25 protein-coding genes are annotated in these 26,641 nt (G+C 73.0%); 10 read left to right on the forward strand and 15 right to left on the reverse strand.

Going from position 1 to position 26,641, the window contains the following annotated elements; translation table 11 throughout:
• Window positions 1–4: 4 nt before the first annotated feature.
• Genes FHX81_RS18550 through FHX81_RS18565 form a run of 4 tightly spaced genes read right to left on the reverse strand, consistent with a single transcriptional unit; the run spans window position 5 to window position 3,006 of the window.
• The gene (locus FHX81_RS18550; protein WP_141979366.1) at window positions 5–655 is read right to left on the reverse strand and encodes an urease accessory protein UreF; all 651 of its coding nucleotides are present in this window, start codon (window positions 653–655) and stop codon (window positions 5–7) included.
• A complete protein-coding gene (locus tag FHX81_RS18555; RefSeq protein ID WP_141979367.1) occupies window positions 655–2,355 on the reverse strand; it encodes an urease subunit alpha in 1,701 nt (566 codons plus the stop codon). Before FHX81_RS18555 ends, FHX81_RS18550 begins: the two co-directional genes overlap by 1 nt.
• Window positions 2,352–2,693, reverse strand: coding sequence for an urease subunit beta (locus FHX81_RS18560; RefSeq protein ID WP_141979368.1), 342 nt, complete (start codon window positions 2,691–2,693; stop codon window positions 2,352–2,354). The genes FHX81_RS18555 and FHX81_RS18560 overlap by 4 nt, the downstream gene beginning before the upstream one ends.
• Before the next feature lie 10 nt (window positions 2,694–2,703).
• On the reverse strand, window positions 2,704–3,006 hold the full coding sequence (locus FHX81_RS18565) for an urease subunit gamma (RefSeq protein ID WP_141979369.1): 303 nt from the start codon (window positions 3,004–3,006) through the stop codon (window positions 2,704–2,706).
• Between the two features lie 185 nt (window positions 3,007–3,191).
• On the opposite strand from FHX81_RS18565, the gene FHX81_RS18570 reads away from it, so the two are divergent.
• The 6 genes from FHX81_RS18570 (at window position 3,192) to FHX81_RS18595 (ending at window position 8,046) form a co-directional block, all read left to right on the forward strand.
• The gene (locus FHX81_RS18570) at window positions 3,192–4,304 is read left to right on the forward strand and encodes a citrate synthase 2 (RefSeq protein ID WP_141979370.1); all 1,113 of its coding nucleotides are present in this window, start codon (window positions 3,192–3,194) and stop codon (window positions 4,302–4,304) included.
• Complete coding sequence (locus tag FHX81_RS18575) at window positions 4,301–4,699, forward strand: polysaccharide biosynthesis C-terminal domain-containing protein (protein WP_141979371.1); 399 nt, start codon at window positions 4,301–4,303, stop codon at window positions 4,697–4,699. The genes FHX81_RS18570 and FHX81_RS18575 overlap by 4 nt, the downstream gene beginning before the upstream one ends.
• A 106-nt stretch (window positions 4,700–4,805) precedes the next feature.
• Window positions 4,806–5,939, forward strand: coding sequence for a phosphoserine transaminase (serC, locus tag FHX81_RS18580; protein ID WP_141979372.1), 1,134 nt, complete (start codon window positions 4,806–4,808; stop codon window positions 5,937–5,939).
• Between the two features lie 254 nt (window positions 5,940–6,193).
• Window positions 6,194–7,102 carry a septation protein SepH gene (gene sepH, locus FHX81_RS18585; RefSeq protein WP_141979373.1) on the forward strand — a complete coding sequence of 303 codons (909 nt, stop codon included), beginning with the start codon at window positions 6,194–6,196 and terminating at the stop codon, window positions 7,100–7,102.
• Window positions 7,103–7,241: 139 nt separating this feature from the next.
• Window positions 7,242–7,616: a hypothetical protein gene (locus FHX81_RS18590; RefSeq protein ID WP_141979374.1), complete on the forward strand. Its 375-nt coding sequence runs from the start codon at window positions 7,242–7,244 to the stop codon at window positions 7,614–7,616.
• Window positions 7,609–8,046 carry a hypothetical protein gene (locus FHX81_RS18595; RefSeq protein WP_141979375.1) on the forward strand — a complete coding sequence of 146 codons (438 nt, stop codon included), beginning with the start codon at window positions 7,609–7,611 and terminating at the stop codon, window positions 8,044–8,046. The genes FHX81_RS18590 and FHX81_RS18595 overlap by 8 nt, the downstream gene beginning before the upstream one ends.
• Before the next feature lie 24 nt (window positions 8,047–8,070).
• Here FHX81_RS18595 and FHX81_RS18600 read toward each other — a convergent pair whose 3' ends face one another.
• Window positions 8,071–8,298 carry a hypothetical protein gene (locus FHX81_RS18600; RefSeq protein WP_141979376.1) on the reverse strand — a complete coding sequence of 76 codons (228 nt, stop codon included), beginning with the start codon at window positions 8,296–8,298 and terminating at the stop codon, window positions 8,071–8,073.
• Window positions 8,299–8,401: 103 nt separating this feature from the next.
• Between FHX81_RS18600 and FHX81_RS18605 the strand changes: the two genes are divergently transcribed.
• Together FHX81_RS18605 and FHX81_RS18610 are read left to right on the forward strand one after the other, a co-directional pair.
• A complete protein-coding gene (locus FHX81_RS18605; RefSeq protein WP_141979377.1) occupies window positions 8,402–10,165 on the forward strand; it encodes an ABC transporter ATP-binding protein in 1,764 nt (587 codons plus the stop codon).
• On the forward strand, window positions 10,162–12,009 hold the full coding sequence (locus tag FHX81_RS18610) for an ABC transporter ATP-binding protein (protein WP_141979378.1): 1,848 nt from the start codon (window positions 10,162–10,164) through the stop codon (window positions 12,007–12,009). Before FHX81_RS18605 ends, FHX81_RS18610 begins: the two co-directional genes overlap by 4 nt.
• Before the next feature lie 30 nt (window positions 12,010–12,039).
• Here the strand turns inward: FHX81_RS18610 and FHX81_RS18615 are convergent, their stop codons facing one another.
• On the reverse strand, window positions 12,040–12,666 hold the full coding sequence (locus FHX81_RS18615; protein ID WP_141979379.1) for a DUF2537 domain-containing protein: 627 nt from the start codon (window positions 12,664–12,666) through the stop codon (window positions 12,040–12,042).
• A 41-nt stretch (window positions 12,667–12,707) separates the two neighbouring features.
• Window positions 12,708–13,475, reverse strand: a complete 768-nt coding sequence (locus FHX81_RS18620; RefSeq protein ID WP_211363828.1) for a TrmH family RNA methyltransferase — start codon at window positions 13,473–13,475, stop codon at window positions 12,708–12,710.
• A 214-nt stretch (window positions 13,476–13,689) separates the two neighbouring features.
• Here FHX81_RS18620 and FHX81_RS18625 point away from each other — a divergent pair, with 214 nt between their 5' ends.
• Window positions 13,690–15,189 (forward strand): glutamate-cysteine ligase family protein, encoded by a 1,500-nt coding sequence (locus FHX81_RS18625; RefSeq protein ID WP_141979380.1) that lies wholly within the window; start codon window positions 13,690–13,692, stop codon window positions 15,187–15,189.
• 568 nt (window positions 15,190–15,757) lie between these two features.
• Here FHX81_RS18625 and FHX81_RS18630 read toward each other — a convergent pair.
• The 6 genes from FHX81_RS18630 to FHX81_RS18655 all read right to left on the reverse strand — a co-directional run bounded on the left by FHX81_RS18630 (window position 15,758) and on the right by FHX81_RS18655 (window position 22,027).
• Window positions 15,758–16,168 carry a hypothetical protein gene (locus FHX81_RS18630; protein WP_141979381.1) on the reverse strand — a complete coding sequence of 137 codons (411 nt, stop codon included), beginning with the start codon at window positions 16,166–16,168 and terminating at the stop codon, window positions 15,758–15,760.
• 4 nt (window positions 16,169–16,172) lie between these two features.
• Window positions 16,173–17,783 carry an ABC-F family ATP-binding cassette domain-containing protein gene (locus FHX81_RS18635; RefSeq protein WP_246107873.1) on the reverse strand — a complete coding sequence of 537 codons (1,611 nt, stop codon included), beginning with the start codon at window positions 17,781–17,783 and terminating at the stop codon, window positions 16,173–16,175.
• 139 nt (window positions 17,784–17,922) lie between these two features.
• On the reverse strand, window positions 17,923–18,687 hold the full coding sequence (locus FHX81_RS18640; protein ID WP_246107874.1) for an ABC transporter permease: 765 nt from the start codon (window positions 18,685–18,687) through the stop codon (window positions 17,923–17,925).
• A 37-nt stretch (window positions 18,688–18,724) separates the two neighbouring features.
• Window positions 18,725–20,047, reverse strand: a complete 1,323-nt coding sequence (locus FHX81_RS18645) for an MFS transporter (protein ID WP_141979383.1) — start codon at window positions 20,045–20,047, stop codon at window positions 18,725–18,727.
• 4 nt (window positions 20,048–20,051) lie between these two features.
• A complete protein-coding gene (locus FHX81_RS18650; RefSeq protein WP_141979384.1) occupies window positions 20,052–20,516 on the reverse strand; it encodes a MarR family winged helix-turn-helix transcriptional regulator in 465 nt (154 codons plus the stop codon).
• A gap of 17 nt (window positions 20,517–20,533) precedes the next feature.
• A complete protein-coding gene (locus FHX81_RS18655; protein ID WP_141979385.1) occupies window positions 20,534–22,027 on the reverse strand; it encodes an NCS2 family permease in 1,494 nt (497 codons plus the stop codon).
• 180 nt (window positions 22,028–22,207) lie between these two features.
• Here FHX81_RS18655 and FHX81_RS18660 point away from each other — a divergent pair, with 180 nt between their 5' ends.
• On the forward strand, window positions 22,208–22,471 hold the full coding sequence (locus FHX81_RS18660; RefSeq protein WP_141979386.1) for a DUF2530 domain-containing protein: 264 nt from the start codon (window positions 22,208–22,210) through the stop codon (window positions 22,469–22,471).
• A gap of 507 nt (window positions 22,472–22,978) precedes the next feature.
• Here the strand turns inward: FHX81_RS18660 and FHX81_RS18665 are convergent.
• Both FHX81_RS18665 and FHX81_RS18670 read right to left on the reverse strand, forming a co-directional pair.
• On the reverse strand, window positions 22,979–25,807 hold the full coding sequence (locus tag FHX81_RS18665) for a sacsin N-terminal ATP-binding-like domain-containing protein (RefSeq protein WP_141979387.1): 2,829 nt from the start codon (window positions 25,805–25,807) through the stop codon (window positions 22,979–22,981).
• Window positions 25,804–26,583, reverse strand: coding sequence for a DUF3027 domain-containing protein (locus FHX81_RS18670; protein WP_246107876.1), 780 nt, complete (start codon window positions 26,581–26,583; stop codon window positions 25,804–25,806). The genes FHX81_RS18665 and FHX81_RS18670 overlap by 4 nt, the downstream gene beginning before the upstream one ends.
• Window positions 26,584–26,641 lie beyond the last annotated feature (58 nt).

Below are 26,641 nucleotides of genomic sequence, written 5' to 3' on the forward strand. Positions count from 1 at the left end.
GTGGTCAGCTGACAAAGAGACGCACCTCTTCCGAGTGGTGGCGGTCGTGGGCTTCGGCCAGCAGGTCCAGGCCGGGGGCGCTCGGCGCGGGCAGGTCCTCGGGCGCGGTGTCGGCGTGGTCGGCGGCCGTCGCGGCGATCGCGTCGATCTCCGGCGCCAGCGCGGCCAGCGCCGCGTTCACCCCGAACGGGTCCAGCCCCAGCAGCCGGATCGCGGCCGTCGCCGGTCCGGTGACGGCGTGGTAGGCCACCGTCTGCGCGGCCTCGAACGGCTCGCCCACCAGCACCCCCACGATGATCGGGTGGTGCGGGCGCGGCGTGACCCGCAGCAGCTCGGCCAGCGCCGCCGACGGCCACGCCCGCCGCGCCGCCCGCGCGATGCCGCGACCCTGCACGCGGGAGGCGTTGCGCTGCGCGGGCGACGGCGTGCGCGCGTCCAGCTCGGCGTCCAGCTCCGGGTAGTGCCCGCGGCACGCGGCGGCCGCGAACACCGCGCCCAACTCGCCCGCCGTGCGCAACCGCCCCAGCAGGAACGACCGCAACGACGGCTCGTCGTGGACCAACCGCCGCGCGACGGCCTCCTCCAGCCCGCCCGAGTGCACGTGACCGCCGCCCGGGAACCGGGAGTCCGCGATCATCAGCGCCGCGAGGTTCATCAGAACAGGAAGTAGCGCTGGGCCATCGGCAGCTCCGCCACCGGCGCGGGTTCCACCAGCTCGCCGTCGATGCGCACGGCGAAGCTGTCCGGGTCCACCTTCACCGCCGGCATGGCGTCGTTGAGCACCATGTCGGCCTTGGTGACGCCCCGCGTGTTCCCCACCGGCACCAGCGGCCGCGCCAGCCGCAGCACGTCGGCCAACCCGGCGTCCACCGCCTGCTGCGACACGAAGTGCACGCTGCCGCGGGCCGCCGAGTGCGCGCCGAACATCGGCCGGGCGAAGACCGGCTGCGGTGTCGGGATGGACGCGTTCGCGTCGCCCATCGCCGCGTGCGCGATGAACCCGCCCTTGAGCACCACCGACGGCCGCACGCCGAAGAACTTCGGCTCCCACAGCACCAGGTCGGCCAGCTTGCCGACCTCCACCGAGCCGACCTCGTGGTCGATGCCGTGCGCGATGGCCGGGTTGATCGTGTACTTGGCCACGTACCGGCGGGCCCGCAGGTTGTCCGGCATCGCGCCCCGCCGCCGCTGCATCACGTGCGCGGTCTGCCACGTCCGGATGATCACCTCGCCGACCCGGCCCATGGCCTGCGAGTCGGAGCTGATCATCGAGATCGCGCCCAGGTCGTGCAGCACGTCCTCGGCCGCGATCGTGGTCGGCCGGATGCGGCTCTCCGCGAACGCCAGGTCCTCGGGCACGGACGGGTTGAGGTGGTGGCACACCATCAGCATGTCGAGGTGCTCTTCGAGCGTGTTGACCGTGTGGGGGCGCGTCGGGTTGGTGGACGACGGCAGCACGTTCGGCTCGGACACCACCTGGATGATGTCCGGCGCGTGCCCGCCGCCCGCGCCCTCGGAGTGGTAGGCGTTGATCGACCGGCCCGCGATGGCCGCCAGCGTCGACTCGACGAACCCGGCCTCGTTCAGCGTGTCCGTGTGGATCGCGACCTGCACCCCGGACTCGTCGGCGACCCGCAGGCACGCGTCGATCGCGGCGGGCGTGGTGCCCCAGTCCTCGTGCAGCTTGAACCCGCCCGCGCCGCCCGCCAGCTGCTCGCGCAACGCGTCCTCGCGGGTGGTGTTGCCCTTGCCGAGCAGCAGCACGTTCACCGGCACGTGGTCCAGCGAGGCGAGCATCCGGCCCAGGTTCCACGCGCCGGGCGTCACCGTGGTGGCCTTCGTGCCCTCCGCCGGGCCCGTGCCGCCGCCGATCAGCGTGGTCAGGCCGGACGCCACCGCGACGTCCACGATCCCGGGGGTGATGAAGTGGACGTGGCAGTCGATGCCGCCGGCCGTGAGCACCTTGCCGTTGCCCGACAGGATCTCCGTGGACGGCCCGATGACCAGCGCCGGGTCCACGCCGTCCATGGTGTCGGGGTTGCCCGCCTTGCCGATGCCGACGATCCGGCCGTCGCGCACGCCGACGTCCGCCTTCACCACGCCCCAGTGGTCCAGCACGACCGCGCCCGTGATGACGAGGTCCGGCGCGCCCTCCGCGCGGGTGGCCACGCCCTGGCCCATCGACTCGCGGACCACCTTCCCGCCGCCGAAGATCACCTCGTCGCCGGAGCCGTGCGGGCCCCTCGACCGGTCCTCGGTCACCTCGATCAGGATGTCGGTGTCGGCGAGCCTGATCCGGTCACCGACCGTGGGCCCCAGCAGTTCCGCGTACCGGCGGCGGTCGATCCCGGTCACCGGCCCGCCTCCCCCGACTCGGGCCCGGCCGCGTCCAGGTCACCGGCCCACTCCGGCCGCAGCCCCGGCACCCGCCGCGCGCCCGCGATCGGCACCAGCACCACCTCCCGCTCCACGCCCGGCTCGAACCGCACCGCCGTGCCCGCCGGCACGTCCAGCCGCTTTCCCCACGCGGCCTCCCGGTCGAACTCCAGGCCGGGGTTGGCGGCGGCGAAGTGGTAGTGCGACCCGACCTGCACCGGGCGGTCCGCCGCGTTGACCACGACCAGCGTGGTCCGCGGCCGGCCGGGGTTCAGCTCGACCGGCTCGTCGCCGGTGACGATCTCGCCTGGGACCACGGGCTGCTCCTCACACGATCGGGTCATGCACGGTCACGAGCTTGGTGCCGTCCGGGAAGGTCGCCTCCACCTGCACGGACTCGATCATCTCGGGCACGCCGTCGAGCACCTGGTCGCGGCGCAGCACGTGCCGGCCGCTGTCCATCAGCTCGCTGACCGTCCGGCCGTCCCGAGCCCCTTCGAGCACGTGGTCGGTGATGAGCGCGACCGCTTCCGGGTAGTTCAGGACCACTCCGCGCTCCAGCCGCCTGCGCGCGACGTCGGCCGCCACGTGGACCAGCAGCTTGTCCCGCTCGTGCGGTGTCAGGTGCATGCCCGGTGGTCTACCACGGGACACGCCCCGAACGCGGAGCGGAAACAAGGGCTTAACGATCACGCCGCCGTTCTGAATCGGTTCCTTGATCGTGACCGACGACACGCGCGGCCGCGATTGCCGGCACGTCGGAACGGGAGCAAGGTGCTTGCAACTTCCACTCTCGCCGAGAAGGAGCGCACAGCGTGGTGCAGACCGAGGACGACGGTTTCCGGCCGGGTCTGGAGGGCGTGGTCGCCTTCCGCACCGAGATCGCCGAACCGGATCGGGACGGTGGCGCCCTGCGCTACCGCGGCGTGGACATCGAGGACCTGGCCGGCCACGTCACCTTCGGCAACGTGTGGGCGCTGCTGGTCGACGGCCGCTTCGGTCCGGGCCTGCCGCCCGCCGAGCCGTTCCCCATCCCGGTGCACACCGGCGACGTCCGGGTGGACGTGCAGGCGGCGCTGGCCATGGTCGCCCCCATCTGGGGCTACCAGCCGCTGCTGGACATCACCGACGAGCAGGCCCGCGAGCAGCTCGCCCGCGCCTCGGTCATGGCCCTGTCCTACGCGGCGCAGTCCGCCCGCGGCATCGGCCGGCCGGCCGTGCCGCAGCACCGCATCGACGAGTGCACCACCATCACCGAGCGCTTCCTCACCCGCTGGCGCGGCGAGCCCGACCCGGCGCACGTCAAAGCCCTGGACGCGTACTGGGTGTCGGCCGCCGAGCACGGCCTGAACGCCTCCACGTTCACCGCCCGCGTCATCGCCTCCACCGGCGCGGACGTCGCGGCGTCCATGTCCGGGGCGATCGGCGCGATGTCCGGTCCCCTGCACGGCGGCGCGCCCGCCCGCGTTCTGCCGATGATCGAGGAGGTCGAGCGCACCGGCGACGCCGAGGGGTTCGTCAAGGGCATCCTCGACCGCGGCGAGCGCCTGATGGGCTTCGGCCACCGCGTCTACCGGGCGGAGGACCCGCGCGCCCGCGTGCTGCGCCGGACGTGCCGCGAGCTCGGCGCCACCCGCTACGAGGCGGCGAACGCCCTCGAGCAGGCCGCCCTGGCCGAGCTGCGCGAACGCCGCCCGGACCGCGCCATCGAGACCAACGTCGAGTTCTGGGCCGCGGTGATCCTCGACTTCGCCCAGGTGCCGCCGCACATGATGCCCGCGATGTTCACCTGCGCCCGCACGGCCGGCTGGTCGGCGCACATCCTGGAGCAGAAGCGGACCGGCCGCCTGGTCCGCCCGTCGGCGAAGTACGTGGGCCCCGGCCCGCGCAAGCCGTCCGAGGTGGAGGGCTGGGCCGAGATCGCGTGACCGACCTGCCCGTCACGCCCCTGGAGGCGTTCGGCGACGACCGCGGCGTCAGCTTCACCCTGGCGGGCCTGTCCGCCCTCGGCCCGATCGCGGACGCGCACCTGGCGTCCGTCCGACCGGGCCACACGCGCGGCCAGCACTACCACGCCCACAAGGGCGAGCTGATGGCCGTGGTCTACGCCGACACCTGGTCCCTGCACTGGGACACCGGCCCCGGCACCCCGACCCACCACCGCACGTTCACCGGGTCGGGGGCCGTCGTGGTCGCACCGCCCCCGAACTGGGCGCACGCCGTCCGCAACGACGGCGGCACCGACCTGTGGCTCTTCGTCGGCCACGACCGGGCCGACCGCGACACGCACCCGCGCCAGGTCACCGACGGTGATTCCACGTGACGGGGGACACCCGCCTGTCACCGCCCGGCCACGCGGCTGCAACACTGAGGGCCCCGGCAACGGCGCCGGTCGTGCCGACCCCCTCCCCGTAACCGGAGGCTTCGCGATGACCCAGACCGCCGACCCGACCTCGTTGGTCCTGCCCTCCGACCTGCTGCCGTCCGACGGCCGGTTCGGGTGCGGGCCCTCCAAGGTCCGTCCCGAGGCCCTCGCGGCGCTCGCGGCCGAGGGCGCCGCGCTGATGGGCACCTCCCACCGGCAGAAGCCGGTGAAATCCCTGGTCGGCTCGGTGCGCGCCGGCCTGCGGGAGCTGTTCTCGCTGCCCGAGGGCTACGAGGTCGTCCTGGGCAACGGCGGCACCACCGCGTTCTGGGACGCCGCCGCGTTCGGCCTGGTCCGCGAGCGCGCCCAGCACTTCACCTACGGCGAGTTCTCCTCGAAGTTCGCGAAGGTCACCAACGACGCGCCGTTCCTGGGCGAGTCGATCGTGGTCAAGGCCGACCCGGGCAGCGCGCCCGAGATCGCCTACGCCGAGGGCGCCGACCTCGTCGGCTGGGCCCACAACGAGACCTCGACCGGCGTGGCCGTGCCCGTCTCCCGCCCCGCGGGCTCCGACGGTGCCCTCGTCGCCATCGACGCCACCTCCGGCGCGGGCGGCCTCCCGGTCGACCCGGCCGACTTCGACGTCTACTACTTCGCGCCGCAGAAGTGCTTCGCCTCCGACGGCGGCCTGTGGATCGCGCTGATGTCGCCGGCCGCCCTGGAGCGCGTGGACGAGATCGGCAAGTCGGGCCGCTGGGTGCCGGAGTTCCTGTCGCTGACCACGGCGCTGGACAACTCCACCAAGGACCAGACCTACAACACGCCCGCCCTGGCCACGCTGTTCCTGCTCAACAACCAGGTCGAGTGGATCCTGGGCAACGGCGGCCTGAAGTGGGCCGTGGAGCGGACCGCCGACTCGTCGTCGCGGCTGTACTCGTGGGCGGAGTCGACCTCCTACACCACCCCGTACGTGGCCGACCCGGCGCACCGCTCGCAGGTCGTCGGCACCATCGACTTCGACGACTCGGTGGACGCCGCCGCGGTGGCCAAGGTGCTGCGCGCGAACGGCGTCGTCGACGTCGAGCCGTACCGCAAGCTGGGCCGCAACCAGCTCCGCGTCGCCATGTTCCCGGCCGTCGAGCCGACCGACGTGAGCACGCTGACCAAGGCCGTCGACTGGGTCGTCTCCCAGCTCTGAGAAGGCGGATCCAGCGACGGGGGCCGTTCCACTCCGGGACGGCCCCCGTCGCCGTCACCAGCCACTTCGGCATCCCGAACCGAACCGCACCCGGGGCCGCACAGGTGAACCTTGGGGTAACGAAGGTGCGCACCGCGCCGACATACGGCAAGATCACACGAAGATATCGGTGAACGCGGCGAGTCTCCCCCGTCAAGGCGGCACGCCGCATTAACGTGAGTACTCGTGCGAGGTGAGCCATCCGGGAGGCCATGATGCGAGCGTTGCGAGTCATCGGGCTCGAAGACGACGGCAAGTCCGTCATCCTCGAGGACCCGGATCGCGGCGAGCGCTTCGTGCTCCCCGCCGACGAACGGCTGCGCGCGGCGGCACGCGGCGACCTGACCCGGCTCGGCCAGATCGAGATCGAGGTCGAGAGCCAGATGCGGCCCCGCGAGATCCAGGCGCGCATCCGGGCCGGTGAGTCCGTCGCCCAGGTCGCGGCCGCCGCGGGTCTGCCCACGCACCGGGTCGAGCGCTACGCCTACCCGGTCCTGCTGGAGCGGTCCCGCACCGCCGAGCTGGCCCAGCGCGCCCACCCCGTCCGCGAGGACGGCCCGGACGTGCAGACCCTCGGCGAGGTCGTCGCGCACTCGTTCGGCCTGCGCGGCCAGGACTACGCCGACGTCAGCTGGGACTCGTGGCGCGGCGAGGACGGCCGCTGGGTGGTCCAGCTGCACTGGACCGCGGGCCGCTCGGACAACCTGGCGCACTGGGCGTTCCACCCGGGCGCCCAGGGCGGCACGGTGACCGCGTTGGACGACGGGGCCATGGAACTCATGGACCCGAACCCCAACCGGACGCTGCGCACGGTCCGCCCGGTGACCCAGTTGGCCCGCCAGGCCCTGGAGCTGGAGAAGCAACCGGAACCGGAGATCCTCGCCCAGGAACCGGTCCCACCGCCCCCTCCGCCCCCGGTCCAGGAACCCCAACCGACGCCGGACCCGGTCCCGGTCGCCGAGGAACCGGCCCCACCGGCACCCACGGCCCCGAAGCAACCGGCCGCGGCCGGCAAGCAGCAACCGCCGCGCAAGGACCCGCCACCCAAGCGCGGCAAGAAGAACCACCCGATCGTGCCGTCCTGGGAAGACGTCCTCCTGGGCGTCCGCTCCACCCGCGGCTGACCGGCCACCCGAACGGCCCCCGCCTCACCCGGGCGGGGGCCGTTTCGCGCCCCCGACCGACCGGGCACCAGCCCGTCGAGCCGGACCGGCCCGCCACACGAGCGTTTACCGCGCGTGACCGCTCGGGTAACCGATCACCATGCTGGGACGACTGGTCGCCGGAGCCGTGCTCGGAGCCGCCCTGGGCGCGGCCTGGTGGGGCCTGCGCGAGTTCATCGCCTCCGGGACGATCTGCTCCACCGAGAACTGGGACTGCCTGGCCCTGGGCCTGTTCGCGATGCCGGTCAGCCTGGTCGTCGGCGTCCTGCTCGCCTGGCTCGTCCTCCGCGCCGCCCACCAGGACCGACCGCTCGGCTTCGCCGCCGTGGGCGTCACCTTCACCGCCGCGCTGACCCTGCTCACCGTGTGGGTGTCGATCCCGGCGGGTTCGGTCGCCGCGGGCGTCATCGGGTTCGTCCTCGCCGCCCCGGTGACAGCACGGCACCCGGTCGGCCACACTTCTGCCCGTGGCTGACGCGCCGGACACCTCACGCCTGACCGCGGGCGGTTTCGCGGTCAAGGTGCTGGTCCGCGTCCTGGTGTCGGCGTTCGTCGGGTCCGCGCTGCTCATCGCGTGGATCTGGGCCTACCGCAGCGGCGTGCTCGACCGGGTGGTGAACGACACCACCTTCGGCGAGTTCATCCTGCTGGTCGTGGTCGGCCTGCCGATCGCGCTGCTGGTCAGCGCCCTGCTCGCGGGCCCGGTGCTGTGGCTGCTCAAGGTGCGCCCGGTGTGGCCGATCATCCTGCTCGGCCCGATCCTGCTGGGCCTCGCGCACTACTTCAAGCTGCCGGACCACCTGGCGTCCCTGGGCGACCGGTGGACCGTGCTGACCCTGATGGCGGGTGCGAGCTACGGCGCCGCCGCCCTGCTCACCGCACCCGCCATCCTCCGCAAGCGGTAGCCACCCCGCAGCCACCGCCCGCGGTCACCCCGGCAGCGGCACGGCGTCCAGCACGTCGGGCCCGAACCCCTCGAACCGGCACCACCGCACCGCGTCCTCCCGGCTGATCGGCCGCGCCCCCTCGGGCCGCGGCCCGCCCACCGGGTCCCAGCCGTCCGGCGCGAGCACCCACAACTTGCCCCCGCGCACCGCCAGCAACCGGCCGCGCGGGAACGCCATGGACGCCTCGGCCCGCAGGTACGTCACATCCACCTTGACCTCCACCTAGGTCCAGCTTGCAGGGTCGAAGCCGGGAAAACCGGATGCCGATGGTCGGCCCACCTTCGTACCGTCAGGGTGGACCGGAGGGGGACTCGTGTCGGAAGACCGTACTTCCACAGCCGCGACACTGCGCAGGCTGTGGCCGTACCTCAAGCCCGTGCGCACGCCCGTCGTGCTCGCGATGGCCGCGACCCTGCTCGCGATGGTGTGCGGCCTGGGCATCCCGCTGATCACCCAACGCATCGTGGACGGCCCGATCGCCGGCCGCGACCTGGGCGCGTTGCCGCTGCTCATCGGCATCGTCGTGGTGCTCGGCTGCGCCGAGGCGGGCCTGTTCTACGCCCGCCGCAAGCTGATCGCCGGGCCGGCGTCGGACGTCGAGGCGCGGATGCGCGCCGAGCTGTACCACCACCTGCAGGACCTGCAGGTGGCGTTCCACGACCGCTACCAGTCGGGGCAGCTGCTGTCCCGCGCGACGACCGACCTGACCCAGGTGCGGCGGTTCGTCGGCTTCGCCGTGATCTTCCTGGTGGTGAACAGCCTGATCGTGGTGATCGGGCTGGGTGTGCTGTTCTGGCTGGCGCCCGTGCTCGGCCTGGTCGTGCTGGCGACCACGTTGCCGCTGGTCGGGCTGTCGTACCTGTTCGAGACGAAGTTCAAGGTCGTGGCCCGCCGGGCGCAGGACCAGTCCGGTGACCTGACGACCGTGGTCGAGGAGTCCGTGCTCGGCATCCGCGTGCTCAAGGCCTTCGGCCGCGGCCCGCACCTGACCAAGCGGTTCATCCGCCAGGCCAGGGAGCTGCGCGACACCGAGATCTCGAAGGTGCGGATCTTCGCCGCGCTGTGGGCGGTGCTGATCGTGCTGCCCGAGCTGGGCATCGCCGGGCAGTTGGCGTTCGGCTCGCTCGGCATCGCCGACGGCACCGTCACCGTCGGCACGCTCGTCGCGGCGGTCACGGTGAGCGCTTACCTGCGCTGGCCGGTCGACTCGATCGGGTGGTTGTTGGCGGAGACGAACTCGACCGCGTCGGCCCTGGAGCGGTACTTCGAGGTGACCGACACCGAGGTCACCGTGACGAGCCCGGCCGAACCGAAGCCCCTGGCCGCGCCCGTGCGCGGGCACGTGCGCTTCGAGGGCGTCCGCTACCACCACCCCGGTTCGGACCGCGAGGTGCTGCGCGGCGTCGACCTGGACATCCGGCCGGGCGAGACCGTCGCCCTGGTCGGCGCCACGGGCTCGGGCAAGACCACCGTCACCGCGCTCGTGCCCCGCCTGGCCGACGTCACCGCGGGCCGCGTCACGCTCGACGGCGTCGACGTCCGCGACCTGGACCTGGCCGACCTGCGCCGCGTGGTCGGCACGGCGTTCGAGGAGCCGATCCTGTTCTCCGCGAGCGTCACCGAGAACGTGGCCCTGGGCGCCGAGGACGTCGACGGGGAACGGGTCCGCGAAGCGTTGAAGGTGGCCCGCGCCGAGGAGTTCGTCGAAGCCCTGCCGTGGGGCCTGGACACCCGCATCGGCGAGCAGGGGCTGTCGCTGTCCGGTGGTCAGCGCCAACGCCTCGCGCTGGCCCGCGCGGTCGCCGGCCACCCGGCGGTGCTGGTGCTGGACGACCCGCTGTCGGCGCTGGACGTGCACACCGAGGCCGAGGTGGAGGCCGCGCTGCGCCGCGTCCTCAAGGGGGTCACGGCGCTCGTCGTCGCGCACCGCCCGAGCACCGTCCAGTTGGCCGACCGGGTGGCGATGCTGGTGGACGGTCGGATCGCGGCCACGGGCACGCACGCGCAACTGCTGGCGGACAACGAGGACTACCGCGCCCTGCTGTCCACCCTGGAGGACGAGGAGGTGGCGGCATGACGAGCAGCGTGACCGATCCCCGCCCGGACGACGACGAGGCCTGGCGCGGCGTCGCCGCCGAGGACGTCGAGGACGTCGACTACGCCACCGGCGTGAAGCTGCAGGCCCGGTCCCGGCGCCTGCTGGCCGAACTGCTCCGCCCGCACACCCGGGCGGCGATCCTCGCGCTCGTGATCGTGGTCGCGGAGAACGTGGTCAACCTGGCCGGCCCGCTCCTCATCGCCGCGGCCATCGACACCGGCGTGCCGTCCGCGTTGGACGGCCGCCCCGAGGCGCTGGCCTGGTGCGTCGGCGGGTACGTCGCCGCCGCGGTCTCGGCCACGCTGCTGCGCTGGTCCTTCGTCCGGCTCACCGGCCGGATCGGCCAGGACGTCCTGCTCGTCCTGCGCGAACGCGTGTTCCGGCACGCGCAACGGCTGTCGGTGTCGTTCCACGAGAAGTACACCTCCGGCAAGGTGATCTCGCGCCTGACCAGCGACGTCGACTCGCTCCAGGACCTGGTCGAGGAAGGCCTGGACGGCTTCTTCACCTCGATGCTGTCCCTGCTGGGCATCTCGGTCGTCCTGCTCTACCTGGACGTCCCGCTCGCCCTCGTGGTGCTGTCCGGCTTCGTGCCGCTGATCCTGCTCACCCGCTGGTTCCGCCGCCGCTCCGGCCGCGCCTACCGGCACACCCGCGGTGCCATCGCGAAGGTCATCGTGCAGTTCGTGGAGACCATGAACGGCATCCGCGCGGTGCAGGCGTTCCGGCGCGAGCGGCGCAACGAGAAGATCATGGGCGAGCTGAACGGCCGGTTCCGCGACGCCAACACCGACGCCATGGGCGTGATGGCGGCGTTCACCTCACTCGTCCGGGTGATCGGGAACCTGTCGTTGGCGGTGATCCTCGCCTGGGGCGCGTTCCGGGTGGCCGGCGGCGGGCTGGAGCTCGGCGTGCTGGCCGCGTTCACGCTGTACGTGCGGCGGTTCTACGACCCGTTCGACCAGCTGGCCATGTTCGCCAACGCCTACGCCTCGGCCACCGCGGCGCTGGAGAAGATCTCGGGCCTGCTGGAGGAGGAGCCGCAGGTCCGCGAGCCGGAGGAGCCGACGCCGCTGGGTGACGTCCAGGGCGCGGTGCGGTTCGACGGCGTCGAGTTCCGCTACTCCGACTCGACGCCGGTCGTGCTGCCGCCGTTCGACCTGACCGTGCCCGCCGGGCAGACCGTGGCGCTGGTCGGCGCGACCGGCGCGGGCAAGTCGACGCTGGCCAAGCTGGTGGCCCGGTTCTACGACCCGACCGCGGGCGCGGTCCGGCTGGACGGGGTCGACCTGCGGTCGGTCGCCGACGCCGAGCTGCGCCGCGCGGTCGTCATGGTGACGCAGGAGAACTTCCTGTTCGACGGGTCCGTGCTGGACAACATCGCGCTGGGCCGCCCGTCCGCGACCCGGGAGGAGATCGAGGCGGCGGCACGGGCGGTCGGCGCGGACGGGTTCATCCGGGCGCTGCCCGACGGCTACGACACCGACGTGCGCAAGCGCGGCGGGCGGCTGTCGGCCGGGCAGCGGCAGATGGTGGCGTTCGCGCGGGCGTTCCTGGCCGACCCGGCGGTGCTGGTGCTGGACGAGGCCACGTCCAGCCTGGACGTCCCGACCGAACGCGCGGTGCAGGGCGCGCTGGAGACCGTGCTGGCGGAGCGGACGGCGTTCATCATCGCCCACCGGCTCTCCACCGTGCTGATCGCCGACCGGGTGCTGGTGCTCGACGGCGGCCGGGTGGTGGAGGACGGCACGCCGGAGGAGCTGATCGGCGGGCGCGGCCGGTTCGCCGCGCTGCACACCGCGTGGCGGGACTCGCTGGCCTAGGAACCCGGCCGGGCCGGGAACCCGGCCGGTCTAGGGGCTCAGCAGGGTCGTCAGCAGCAACGACAACCAGGCCGCCAGCACACCCGCCACCACGCCGTACGCCACCCACCGCCACACCGGCACGTTGCGCGCCAGCCACACGGACGGGGCGATGCCGCCGACCACCAGGGCGTTCGCCAGCAGCGCGAGCCACTGGCTGGTCTCGCCCAGCCCGACCGACAGCGTGTAGACGGTGAACGTCACCACGGCGGCGACGATGAGGGTGACCGTGAGGCCGGTGCCCCAGGGGGTCTCCTCCCGGGGTTCCGGCTCCTCGGGCTCACCGTCCGCCACGTCGGCGTCGTGCGGTTCGTCCTCGTCGGACGGGACCTCCACCAGCACCTGCTCGCCGCTCACCGGGTCCGTGTACTCGACAGGTGTGCCCATGTCCGCCGCCACCCTCCCCGCCAACTGACGTCCCCGCCTGGTCACGAGCGCACTGGCCACGCCGTCGGAGGGCGACTCGGCCCGCATCACCGCGTCGGCCACCTTCGCCCACTCGTGCAACGCGTCGGCGAGACCGGCGCCGAGCGGGAGGGTGCGCGGGTCGACTTCCCGCTCGCCCGCGTCGTCGCGGCCCGCGAGCACGGCCCGGCCGTCCTGGACCCGCAGTTCCACCTACGTCCTCCTCTGCTCGTGCTCGGGAGAACGTAGCGCGTTCAGGCGATCGCGTAGAAGGCGATCGCGGCGGCGGTCGCCACGTTCAGCGAGTCGACGCCCTCCGCCATCGGGATCCGGACGGCCAGGTCGGCCGCCGCGATGGCCTCGTCGGTCAGCCCCGGGCCCTCCGATCCGAGCAGGACAGCGACCTTGCGGCCGCGCAGCCCGGCGTCGGCCAGGTTGTGCGAGTCGGCCCGCGGGGTGAGCGCGGCGACCGTGAAACCGTTGCGGCGCAGCAGGTCGAAGCCTTCGGTCAGGTTCGGCACCGACGCGAACGGCACGCGCAGCACGTGCCCCATCGAGACGCGGACGCTGCGCCGGTACAGCGGGTCGCTGCACCCCGGGCCGAGCAGCACGCCGTCGATGCCGAGCGCGGCGGCGTTGCGGAACAGCGAGCCCAGGTTCTCGTGGTCGCCGACGCCTTCGAGCACGGCGAGCCGCCGCGAGGAGGCGACGAGCCCGGCCACGTCGGGCTGGGGCGCGCGGTCGGCGGCGGCCAGCACGCCGCGGTTGAGGTGGAACCCGACGACCTCGGCCATCACGTCGGCGGACGTGACGTAGGCGGGCGCGGGCAGGTCGCCGAGCGCCTCCACCCTGCGCCGCACGCCGAGCAGCGCGCGCACCGGGTAGGGCGAGGCGAGGAGCCGTTCGACGACGACCACGCCCTCGGCGATCACCAGGCCCCGGCCGCCGGGGCGGTCCGGGCGGCGGTCGGCCGTCGACAGGTCCCGGAAGTCGTCCAGCCGGGGGTCCGCGGGGTCGTCGATCTCGATCACGCGAGCAGTGTCCCACTCCCCGAGAGGTGAACACCCCTCGTAGATCGGATGGCGCACTCACAAGGCCACCACCAGCACGTTCTCGCTGATTGTTACCGCCATGTGACAGAGAGCACCGATTTGGGCGCTGGCGGGTCCGTGCGCGCTGTGTCACGGTTGGCCTCCGCTAAGCCCGCCGGAGCAGCCCTACCGATTGGGAGGCGGCATGGGTACGGATGTGTCCAGTCGGACGTTCACCAGAGAGGACCGCCAGCGCTACCGCGAGCGCATGCAGCGGTGCATGGACGCGCTGGGAACCATGCTGGTGGAGGAGAGTTTCTCCTTCCCGAGGCAGCAGATGGGGCTGGAGATCGAGCTGAACCTCGTCGACGGCGCGTGCCGGCCCGCGATGGCCAACTCGGAGGTGCTGGAGAAGATCGACGACCCGTCGTTCACGCTGGAGCTGGGCCAGCACAACCTGGAGGTCAACGTCCCGCCGCGCGAGCTGGCCGGCGACGAGACGCTGGACCTGGAGAAGGAGCTGGTGTCGACGCTGGCGTCGGCGGACGTGAAGGCGCACGACGCGGGCACGTCCATCGTGATGATCGGGGTGCTGCCGACGTTGCGGCACGAGCACTTCGACCGGCGGTGGCTGTCGCAGCAGGCGCGGTACACCATCCTGAACGACCGGATCCTGGCGGCGCGCGGCGAGGAGGTCGTGCTGTCGATGGAGGGCGCGCCCATGCCGGGGCGGGCGGGTGAGCGGCTGTCCAGCTATGCCGAGTCCATCATGCCGGAGGCGGCTTGCACGTCCGTGCAGCTGCACTTGCAGGTGGCGCCGGACGATTTCGCGGCGCACTGGAACGCGGCGCAGGCGTTGGCCGGGGTGCAGGTGGCGATCGCGGCGAACTCGCCGTTCCTGCTGGGTCGGGCGCTGTGGCACGAAACCCGGATACCGCTGTTCGAGCAGGCCACCGACACCCGTTCGCAGGAGCTGAAGAACCAGGGCGTCCGGCCGCGGGTGTGGTTCGGGGAGCGGTGGATCACGTCGATCTTCGACCTGTTCGAGGAGAACGTGCGGTACTTCCCGGCGTTGCTGCCGGAGACGGGTGACGAGGACCCGTTGGACGTGCTGGGGTCGGGTGGGACGCCGTCGTTGACGGAGTTGCGGCTGCACAACGGGACGGTGTGGCGCTGGAACCGGCCGGTCTACGACGTCGTGGACGGCGTGCCGCACCTGCGGGTGGAGAACCGGGTCCTGCCGGCCGGGCCGACGGTCCTGGACACCATGGCCAACGCCGCGTTCTTCTACGGCGCACAGCGAGCACTGACCACTTTGGAACGTCCTCTGTGGACCCAGATGTCCTTCCACGCCGCCGAGGAGAACCTCTACGCCGGTTCACGGCACGGGATGGGCTCGCAGCTCTACTGGCCGGGGATCGGCTGGGTGCCACCGGACGAACTGGTCCTGCGCCGCCTGCTCCCCCTGGCCCACGAGGGCCTGCGCGCTTGCGGGGTCTCCGACGAGGCCCGCGAGCGCTACCTGGGCGTCATCGAGGCCCGCTGCCTGGCCCGCCGCACGGGCTCGCAGTGGCAACGCGACACGGTCGCCCTCCTGGAATCCCACGGCGCCGACCGCGACACCGCCCTGACCACCATGCTGGGCCGCTACGTCGAACTGTCCCACGCCGGCGAACCAGTCCACACCTGGCCCGTGGACCTCTGACCGACCCGGCACACCACTCCCGAACCGCCGCGCGGCTCACCCCCTGCCGCCGCGCGGCTCTCACCTCCCCTGCCGCCGCACTCCCGGCCGCCACGCACCCCGACTCCGTGCACCCACCTCAACCCGCTCACCGCACTCGGCTGTGCACCCAGTACCGAACGGGCAACCGAGCGGCGGCGGCGTCGATCTGTCCGGGGTCGGCCCGAGCTGGGCGACGGCCGAGCCTGACCCGCGCGGTCCGCAGGGCTGCGTCCACCCGACCGCGCACCCGCACCCGCACTCGCGCGCCCGCGATCCCGTCGCGGCCACCAGCCACCAGTCAGCGGCCATCGGTCAGCACCAGCAGCCCGGGGCTCAGCGGCCAAGGGGGTCGACCCGGGGGTTCGGGAGCCCGGGGCTGTGGCCGTTCCCGCCCGGGTGCCACGCCTGGTCCGGGCCGGGTGCCGCGCCTTCATTCTTCCGGCAACGCTCTCGGCGTTTCCATTGATCCCCGGCCGCGCTCGATTCGCACGTTGGAGTGATCTTCGCAGGACCCGCCGACCCGGCCCCGACACCACGATACGGCAGGTCAGCGCCTACGGCCGGCCTTCAGGGGAGCCACGTCGGCACCGTCGTGGGAGCTGCGGCACTCGTCGGGCGTCACGGCCTCGACCGCCAGGGTCAGCATGCCCTTCACCCCGGTGTAGATGCTCTCGCCCGCCGACGCCAGCGACGTGTGCACCCGGTTGGAGTCCGAGAAGTCGCGCTCGTCCTTCGTGCGCTTCTTCCCGGCCTCCTCGGGCTTGGTCGCGCTGCGCAGGTTGACCTCCAGCCACGCGGCGACCTCGGTCGGCGTGGTCAGGACCTCCTCCGGCGTGCGCTCCAACCGCTCCGCGCGCGGGGAGGCGTGGTCGAGGGACGTGTGCTCCACATAAGCGTGCCAATGCGTGTTGCGCAGCGACCACGTCTGCTCGATCGGCCAGTCCTCCTCGGTGCCCATGCGCCTATCTTGCCAGGGTCCGCACGTCCAAGGTGTGGTCAACCCCCACAGCCGACGCCAGCCTCCGGTCGTGGGTGACGAGCAGCAGCGTGCCCCCGTAACCGTCGAGCGCCTGTTCCAACTGCTCGATGGCCGCCACGTCCAGGTGGTTGGTCGGCTCGTCCAGCACCAGGCACGTCGTCCCCCGCGCCTGCAGCACCGCCAGCCCGGCCCGCGTCCGCTCCCCCGGCGACAACGACCGCGCCGGCCGCGGCACGGCGTCCGCACCCACCCGGAACTTCGCCAGCAACGTCCGCGCCTCCACGTCCGCCAGCCCCGTCAACCCGGTCACGACCTCCAGCACGGACGACGTCACCGCGAAGTCCGCGCGCACCTGGTCGACCTCGCCGACCACCACCCCCGGCCCCCGGCTCCGGTCACCGGCGTCCAACGGCAACCGGCCCAGCAGCGCGCCCAGCAGCGTCGACTTGCCCGACCCGTTCGGCCCCGCGATCCGCCACCGCTCGCCCGCCCCGATCGTCAGGTCGACCGGCCCCAGCGTCACGTCCCCCCGGCTGACCACCGCACCGCGCAACGTGAACGCGACCCGGCTCCCCCGCCCCGCGGCGGGCAGCGTCAGCCGCAGCTCCCAGGGCTCGCGCGGCTCCTCGACCTCCTCCAGCCGCTCCAGTCGGCGGTCCACAGTGGACGCGCGAGCGGCCACGTTCTCCGCGCCCTGCTTGCGCGCGGCCTTGATGTTCTTGTCGCTCTCGTCGGACTTGGCGTTGCGCCGCACGCCCTGCCGCGACCACTCCCGCGCCTGCCGCGCCCGTTGCGTCAACGCGTCCCGGCGCGCCGCGTACGCCTCGTACTCCTCCCACGCCCGCTGCCGCACCCGTGCCTGCTCCCGCACGTACGCGTCCCACCCGCCGCCGAACACGCTCACCCGGTGGCTGAACTCGTCCAGCTCGGCGATGGCGGTCGTGGTGCGGGCCAGGAACTCGCGGTCGTGGCTGACCAGCACCATCCCGGCACGGCTGCGCAGCACGTGCTGCTCCAGGATCTCCAGCCCGGTGAGGTCGAGGTCGTTGGTCGGCTCGTCCAGCAGCAGCACGTCGGCGGTCGTCAGCAGCACGGACGCCAGGCGCAGCCGGGCCGACTGCCCGCCGGACAGCTCGCCGGAGCCGCGGTCGTCCAGCAACGTCGCCGGGAGCCCGAGCCGGTCGCACACCTCGTCGGCGCGTTCGGCGAAGTCGGCCGCGCCGGCCGCCGTCCACGCGTCGAACGCCCGCGCGTAGGCGTCGTCGGCTCCGGCGACGCCCTCGCTCAACGCCGTGGTCGCCGTCTCGAACGCGCGCTGCGCCGCCGCCACGCCCGTGCGGCGGGCCAGGTGGTCGCGCAACGACTCGCCCGGCCGGATCTCCGTCTCCTGGGTGAGGTGCGCGACCGCGCCACGCGCGGTGACGGTGCCGGAGTCCGGGGTCAGCTCACCGGCGAGCACGCGCAGCAACGTCGACTTGCCGACACCGTTGGGCGCGACCAGACCCACGCGTTCACCCGCGGGGACGTCGAGGTCGACCGCCGCGAGCACGGTCCTGGGGCCGAACGACAGCGTGACGTTCCTGGCTGTCAACACCGCCCGATCATCACACGGGCTCCGGCCGCGGGCACGCGGGTTTCGCACGACGATGCCCCGCCCTCCGGTGGTACGACCGGAGGGCGGGGCATCGTCTGTTCCCGAACTGACTGCCGCTCCCACCACGAAGCGACGAGACTTAGGTTAGCCTAACTTCTCCCACAGCACCAGCCCTGCGCACCAGACCCCGCGCGACGAGCTCCACGACCACCGCGATCGCCACGGCCTCCACCGCCAGCAACCCCAGCAGCACGACGAGCTGCAACGCCCCCGCCTGCCACACCGGCGCACCGCCCAGCAGCATCCCGACGAACGCCCCCGGCAGCGTCACCAGCCCGACCGTGCGCGTCTGGTCGAGCGCCGGGACCAACGCCTCCGCCGCCGGCCGCCGCACCAGCTCGCGCACCGCCACCGGCTCGGTGAACCCCAGCGCCAGCGCCGCCTCGAACTCGCCGCGCCGGTCCCGCACGGTGTCCAACGCCCGCCGCACGGACAACGTGGTCGCGGTCATCGCCCCGCCGATGAGGATGCCGCCGACCGGTACCAACGCGATCCCCCGCACCGGCACCAGCCCGCTCGCCACCAGCGCCACCAGCGCGGGCACCGTCCCGCCGAGGATCGCCGCCCCCACCCACAGGCCGCGCCGACCGGTCTTCGTGCGCGCCGCCGACGTCCCCGTGGCGACACCGGCCATCAGCACCAGGAACGCCGCCGTCCACGGCAGTGACGCGAGAACCGCGGTGATCACCGCCGACACCGCGGCCAACTGCGCGGTCGCCCGCACCGCCGCCCGGACGACGGGCCGCGGCGACGCCAACCGGGCCCACCACACCACCGCGCCCGCGACAGCCGTGAAGATCGAGCAGACGACGAGCAGCCGGACCCAGTCCGTCGCGATGACCACGTGGCCATTGTCGAGCGCGGTGCCGAACGGGGCTGTGTCAGGCGCGGGCGCGGCGGCGCAGGCCCAGGCGGTGCGTCGGCAAGGTCAGACCGCCACGCCGGGCCAGCACGATGCCACCGACCACCGCCGCGAGGATCGACACCGCACCGCCGACGACGAGCGGCGCCCGTGCCGTGAAGTGCTCGGCCAGCCAGCCCATCACCGGGCCGCCGATCGGGTTCCCGCCCAGGAACACCAGCATGTAGAGGCCCATGACCCGGCCGCGCATCGCGGGCGACACGGCGAGCTGCACGGTCGCGTTGGCGGTCGTCGTGAACGTCATCATGGCGATGCCGAGCGGGATCAGCGCGACCCCGGTCAGCCACATCGTGGGCAGCACTCCGGCGACGATCTCCAGCACGCCGAACGCCAACGCCCCGATGATCAGCAACCGCAGGCGCGGCTTGCCGTTCGCGCTGCGCTTCGCGGCCAACGTCGCCCCGGCCAGCGTCCCGACCGCGAGCATCGTGGACAGCAGGCCGTACGCGTCGGCGTCGCCGCCGAACGTGTTGCGCGCCAGCACGGCCAGCGTGACGTAGAAGTTCAGCCCGAACGTGCTGATGAAGAACACGAGGAACAGCAGGATCACCAGGTCGGCGCGCTTGCGCACGTACCGCAGGCCCTCCCGGAGCTGTCCCTTCTCGCGCGGCACCGGGTCGCCGCGGTGCAGCTCGGCGACGCGCATCATCAGCAACCCGGACAGCACGCCGAGGAAGCTGATCGCGTTGATCAGGAACACCCACCCGGTGCCCACGAAGATGATCATCACGCCGGCCACGGCGGGTCCGACCATCCGGGCCAGGTTGAACGTCATCGCGTTCAGCGCCACGGCGTTGGTGAGCTGGTCCCGCCCGACCATCTCGACCACGAAGCTCTGCCGCACGGGCGTCTCCACCGCCGACACCGCGCCGAGCAGCAGGCACAGCAGGTAGACGTGCCAGAGCTGCACCACACCGGTGACGTCGAGCAGGCCGAGCGTCAGCGCGCAGAGCCCGAGCCCGGTCTCCAGCACGAGCAGCAGCTTGCGCTTGTCCATGCGGTCGGCGAGCACACCCGCCCACAGCGACAGGAACAACGTGGGCGCGAACTGCAGCGCGGCGGCGATGCCCAGGGCGACCGGTGACCCGTCGGACAGCTCCAGCACCAGCCAGTCCTGCGCGACGCGCTGCATCCACAGCCCGACCAGCGAGACGACCTGGCCGGACGCGTAGAGGCGGTAGTTGCGCACGCGCAACGAGCCGAACATGCGCCGGCGTGGCGGGGGTGCGGCTGGGTCGCGTTCGACCTGGTCTACCTCTGCACCACCCGCGTACGCCGGCACGTCGTTACTGCCCCGCCATCCTGTCGATTATCTCGGCGGCGCGCGACAGCACGCCCCGGTCCTCCGGTGTCAGCTCCGCCAGCCGCTTGTCCAGCCAGGCCTCGCGCGCGGACACCTCTTCGTTGATGTAGCTCAGCCCCGCCTCGCTCAGCTCCACGATGGCCTGCCGGCCGTCGGTGGGGTGGGGGCGGCGCGTGGCGAACCCGTACTCCTCCAGGGCGGCGATCACCCTGGTCATCGACGGGGGCTGGACGCCTTCCTTGGCGGCCAGCTCGCCCGGCGTCAGGGGTCCGCACTTGTGCAACGTGGACAGCGCGGACACCTGGGTGAGCGAGATCGCGGAGTTCACCCGCTGCGCGCGGAGCCTGCGGTTGAGCCGCACGACGGCCAGCCGCAACCGACTCGCCAGCCCTGCTTCCGCCTCGGTCTCCGCCACGTAGTTAGCATACCTCACGATCTCTGCGCCCATCGTGTGAACTTGCCCATTCAGCCGGCGAGAGCGGCCTGGATGGGGCCGATCGCGAAGTAGACGACGAACGCGGCCGCCACGACCCACATGAGCGGATGCACGCTGCGCGCACGCCCGGTCAGCGCCCGCAGCACCACGTAGCTGACGAAACCCGCGCCGATGCCGTTCGCGATCGAGTACGTGAACGGCATGATCACGATGGTCAGGAACGCGGGCAGGCCGACCGAGAAGTCCGCGAAGTCGATCTCCTTGATCTGCATGATCATCAACGCGCCGACGACCACCAGCGCGGGCGCCGCCGCCTCGATCGGCACCACCGCGTACAGCGGGGTGAGGAACATGGCGGCGAGGAACAGCAGCCCGGTGACGATGTTGGCCAGCCCGGTCCGCGCGCCTTCCGCGATGCCGGACGCCGACTCGATGTAGACGGTGTTGGACGACGAGGACGCCGCCCCACCCGCGACCGCGCCGACGCCGTCCACGAACAGCGCCTTCGACACGCCCGGCAACTGGCCGTCCTTGCCGATCAGGTTCGCTTCCTTGCCGAGGCCGGTCATCGTGCCGACGGTGTCGAAGAAGTCCGTGAGCACCAGCGTGAACACCAGCAGCGCGGCCGTCAGCGCGGGCACCCGGGTCCACGCGCCGAACGACACGTCACCCAGCAGGGAGAGGTCGGGCAGGCCGAACACCTGGTCCGGCAACGCGGGGTAACCGAGGTTCCACCCGGCCGGGTTGGTGCCCTGCGACGGGCCCGCCTTCACGATCGCCTCGATCACGATCGACAGCACGGTCGCCGACAGCACGCCGATCAGGATCGCGCCCTTGACCTTGCGCGCGACCAGGATGCCGGTGACCACGAGGCCGACCACGAACACGAACGTGGGCCACGACGCGATGGACCCGTTGATGCCCAACCCGACCGGCACGGTGGTGCCCGCCGCGTCCGGCAGCCGCCGCACGAAACCCGCGTCGACCAGGCCGATGAAGCAGATGAACAACCCGATGCCGACCGCGATGGCCGCCTTCAACTCCGCCGGCACCGCGTTGAACACGGCCGTGCGGACGCCCGTGACGACGAGGAGGAGGACGACGAGGCCGTTCACCACGACCAGGCCCATCGCTTCGGGCCAGGACATCTGCGGCACGATCGTGACGGCGACGAACGAGTTGATGCCCAAGCCCGTGGCCAGCGCGAACGGGTAGTTGGCGACGAGTCCGAAGAGGATCGTCATGACCCCGGCCACCAACGCCGTCACCGCCGCGACCTGCGGGATGGTGAGGATGTTGCCGAGCACGTCGACCTTCGCGCCGGGGGCGTCGGCGGCGAAGCTGCCCAGGATCAGCGGGTTCAGCACGACGATGTAGGCCATGGTCACGAACGTGACGAGCCCGCCGCGCACCTCCCGGCCGACCGACGAGCCGCGTTCGGAGATCTTGAAGAACCCGTCCAACTTGGAACGGGCCGGCCCGCCAGGGGGCGTCTGCGCGGCGGGTGTCTCGGCGGTGGCCATCTCATCTCCTCGATCGGTGGTGCTGCTATTCCCCCACGCCGCCGCTCGGGCGGTGCTCGGGCGGCGGCGGGCGGGCGGCGGTGGCGGGCGGTGATTGCGGTGCGGGTCGGTGCTGGACGCTCGGTGCTGGGCCAGGCAGAGCGTGCCCTACCCGTGTTGCGGACAGGTAGCCTGCCGGACGTGGCCGAACAGGACGCAACACCCCTCCCGCCCCCGCCTTCCCTCCCCCCTCGCCTCGCCGATCCCGTGCCCGTGGTCCTGGTGGGGACGGCGCTGTGGTGGCTGGGAGCGCTGGGCGTGCTGCTGTTCGGGCGGGACTTCGGCGTGCTGGGGTGGACGTGCCTGTCCGGCGGCGTGCTGGGGATCATCGGCTACGGCATCTTCGCCTGGCAACGCTCAGCCGCCCGCCGCGGCAGCAGGACCGCCCAGCAGGGGCTCGACTGAGCGCCACCCGACGGCTGAGCGCCACCCGACGGCTGAGCGCCACCCGACGGCCGGTCCCGACCGGCGGCTCCAGCCAGGGTGCCCCAGCCCTACGCTCCAGTCCCCGGCCCGGTGCCTTCCGTTCCAGCCCGACGCGTCCGGCCCCGACGCGTCCAGCCCCGGCAGGCCTGGCGTGGGGCGGCGCGGGCCTCGCCTGGCGCAGCCGCCACCTCCATCCCAGGGTGGCCGCTGAGCCCGGCGTGGTCGCTGCGCTCGCTCGGCACCCTTCCGACACCCGGCACGTTCCCGCTACGCGACCCGGCACGTCTCGCGCTACGCGGATGCCCCGCCGCCCAGCGGTCCCGGCGCGGACGTCCGAGGCTGGTCGAGGCCGCGGATGGTGCGGTGGCGGTCGGCCCGTGGATGACACTGGGGGCCGGGGCGCCGCGCCTCCCTCTTTTCCGGCAACAAATCCGGGGTTTCCCTTCATCCCCGGAACCGATTACCCCATCGGGTGATCTTGCCGGATCAGCCGAGCAGCACCGCGGGGGTCGGGTCGGCGATCAGGGCGGCGAACGTGTGCCGATCCTCCCACCGACTCGTCGTCCACGCCAGCGCGCGGGCTAAGCCTTCGGGTGTGTCGGAGGCGTGCAGGACTTCTCCGTCGACCCACCAGGACACCGAGTGGTCGGCGCCCTCGGCGGTCACGACCAGGTCGTCGTGCACGACGAGCGTGCCGTCCGGCAGGTCGACGCCCAGCAGGTCGCACGCCAGCCGCACCGCGCCCAGCTCCGACCAGATCACCTCGTCGCCCTCGCCGACCACGGTCCCGGAGATCTCCTCCGACGCCAGCGGCAGGGCCAGCAGTTCGGCCAGTTCGGCCGCCGAGCCGGACGAGGCCAGCACCTGGGTCGGCGGCAGCACGCCGAGCAGCCACGGCAGGTCCAGCACGAGCACGTCGTCCGCCGACTCGGCGGTGCCGCTCAACGCCCGCACCCGGTCCGGTGGCTCCACGCTCACCGAGTCCGCCACCTCGGCCAGCAGGCCGTGCACGCGCAGCACCAGGGCATCCGACAGCTCGCGCGCCGGGTCGCCGAGCCGGGCGATCAGCTCGGTCACGTCGTCCGCGTCGACCACGCTCAACGACGTGCGCACGCCCGCGGCGGCCAGCACGTGCGGCGGCAGGTCGACCGGCGGCACCACGTCGTACAGGCCTTCCAGCCCGTCCGCGTCGGCCAGCCGCCACGACCCGAGCGGCACGCCGTCGATCGTCGCGTAGCGGGCCAGCCACCAGCCGGTGTAGCCGTCCGGTTCGGTCACCGCGCGCCACGCCACCGGGTCGGCAGCCATCATGGCCAGCGCCTGCGGCCACTTGTCGCGCGCGACCAGGTCCAGGTCGCGGATGCCGAGCACGCGCGTCGGCGGCACGTCGAACGCGTCCCACCAGTAGCCCTCGTCGGCCAGGTCGTGGTCGGGTTCGGTGGGCGAGTCGTCCTCGACCACGGTGAACCCGTCGATCACGCCGACGTCGGTCAGCACCGCGCGGGGCCACTCGGCCGCGACCGCCGGGTCCAGCACGCCGAACGGCGCGTCGGTCTCCAGCACGGTCAGCAGCGCCGAGTCGGGCAGCACGAGCTCGTCGGCGCGCCGCCACTCGCCGTCGGCCGACGGCAGCGCCAGCTCGGCGAGCCACGGCCGCCCGCCGGCCCGCGACACCAGCCGCAGGACGGTCCGCACCAGGTCCGGGCCGTCCAGGGCGGGGTCGTCCAGGCTTCGGTGCACGGCTTCGCGCACCGCGTCGGAGTCCAGCAGCTCGGCGGGGCCCGCTTCGGTCGCGCCCAGGCGCAGCAGCAGCGGGTGCGCGGCCTCGGGGTGCGCGATCCGCAGGCCGGGCACCGAGAACAGCTCCGAGTCCGTCCCCACCAGCACGCCGCGCGGGCTGCTCACCACCCGTCCGTCCACCAGCGGCACGGGCAGGCTGCCCATCTCCTCGCGGGCGGTGGAGTCGACGTCGGCGACCGGCGACAGCGCGTCGTACACCTGGTGCCACCACGTGGGGTCGCCGCCGACGCCGGCCAGCGCGGCGACCACTTCGGACACGCCGAGCCGCGGTACTTCCAGCGCGGCCAGCGCCTTCGCGTGCGGCGGCAGGGTCAGTTCGTGATCGAGCAGGCCGGGGATCACGTCCTCCAGCAGCTCGACCAGCTCGAACGACGCCAGGTCCAGCACCTTCGCCGCCGACGGCGCGGCCCACTCGCCGTCCGCGAGCGGCAGCCACGGCGACGTCCGCAGCGCCGCCAGGATGCCGGTGCGCAACCGGTCATCCACTTCGGACAGCGGGAACCCGGGCAGCGGCACCAGCGACGTCCGCTCGACGGCGGGCAGCGTGCCCACCAGCTCCGGGTACGCCAGCGCGGCCTGGTCCAGCACGAACGTCGCCGCCGCGCCCGCCAGCACCCGCCGCCGGGACGGCTCCACGGGCAGGGTCGCGATCAGCCGCGCGGGCAGGGACAGCTTCTCGTCGGTGGGGGTCGGCGCGTGCAGCACGTCGCCGGCCAGGGGCTCGTCCATCGGCCACGCCCAGCACACCGACCAGTGCGGCCGCGATTCCACGCCCGCGACCAGTGACGCGGGCAGTTCGCCACCCGCCCGGTGCACCAGCCACCGCTGCGTCCCGGCGGGCCCGGTGAGCACCACGACGCCGTCGGCCTCGGACCGCTCCCACGCGTCCGCGCCGACCTCGATCCGCCGCAACCCGGGCAGCGCCAGCAGCAGGTCGGGCACCTGCAGGGCGAACTCGGCGAGCACCCCCTCCGGGTCGACCTTCAGGGGCAGCCGGACCTCGGTGTCGAACCCTTCGGGCACGTCACCCTCATCGGACGGCCACACGAGCCGCAGCACCGGCACGTCACCGCCGCGCGCGGACGCCAGCGACGGCACCGCCTCGCGCGTCCGGGTGGCCGAGAACGCGACCGAGCCGGACCGCGACACCACGCGCGGCTCGTCCGTCACCGCCAGCACGGCCGCGAAGCCGACACCGAACCGGCCGACCGTGTCCGCGGCCTTCGAGGACGCGCGCAACGACGCCAGCGCCGCCACACCGGCCGCGTCCAGCGGCGCGCCCGTGTTCGCCGCGCGCAGCTCGCCGTCCACGAGGGACAGGCGCAGCACGCCGGGCTCGTCACCGGCCGCGTCGGACGCGTTCTGGGCGAGTTCCACCAGCAGCCGGTCGCGGTACCCGCCGAGCCGGAGGTCCTCCTCGGCGTTGGCGTCCTCGCGGAACCGGGTGGGCGAGCCGCGCCACGCGGCCAGCACCGACTCGCGCAGCGCTTCGGTGCCGAACGGGTCCGCGCTCACTTCCCGCTCTCGTCGGCCGCCGGGTTGGCCTCGACGTCGAGCACCGCGTCGTCGTATACGACCTCGGCGACCGGCACCAGCGGGCCGCCCTCGACCTCGACCTCGGAGTGCGCGCCGCAGCCGTACTCGACGTGCACCACGTGGCCGTCGGCGGGCGTCATCTCGTTCGCGCACACCCCGAAGGCGGCGCCGAGCGAGCCGGAGATGCGGGTGTAGAAGCCGCACGTGCCGCAGGTCGCGGGCGCGCTGCGGGCCATCTCGCTGCGCGGCCCGAAGTCGCCGGTGTGCCAGCGCTGGGCGGCGTCGAGCACGCCTTCCCGCGACAGCACGCGCACGCGGCCGAGACCGACCTCCAGCGCGACCTCTTCCACGGCCGGGTCGTCCGAGCCGACGTAGCCGGGCGCGAGGCGCGGGTCGTCCTCGGGGGCGGGCAGCAGGTCGCCGACGCCGAGGTCCCCGGCCCGGACCCGCTCGTGCCACGGCACCCACTCGGGTGCGACCAGCGCGTCCTCGCCGGGCAGCAGCACGACCTCGCTGACCGACAGCGGCGTGCCGGGTCCGGCGAACGCGACCGTGACGGCCCAGTTCCAGCCGCGGTAGCCGGCGTGCTGGGCCTCGAACAGGTGGGTCGCCGAGACCTCGTCCTCGGCGACGGTGCCCACGTGGTCGCCGACGCGTTCCTCGCCCGCCTCCTCCTCTGCGGCGGCTCGGGCGAGCTGGACTGCCTCGGGGTCGGCGAGCGCGGGATCGGGCTGGCGGGTCGGCGTGGCGGTCACGGGTTGAATTGTGCCGCACGTCTTCGCAGCCCCGTGCACACGTGCCACCCTTTCGGAC

The organism is Saccharothrix saharensis (assembly GCF_006716745.1).
In the GTDB taxonomy this organism is placed as follows: domain Bacteria; phylum Actinomycetota; class Actinomycetes; order Mycobacteriales; family Pseudonocardiaceae; genus Actinosynnema; species Actinosynnema saharense.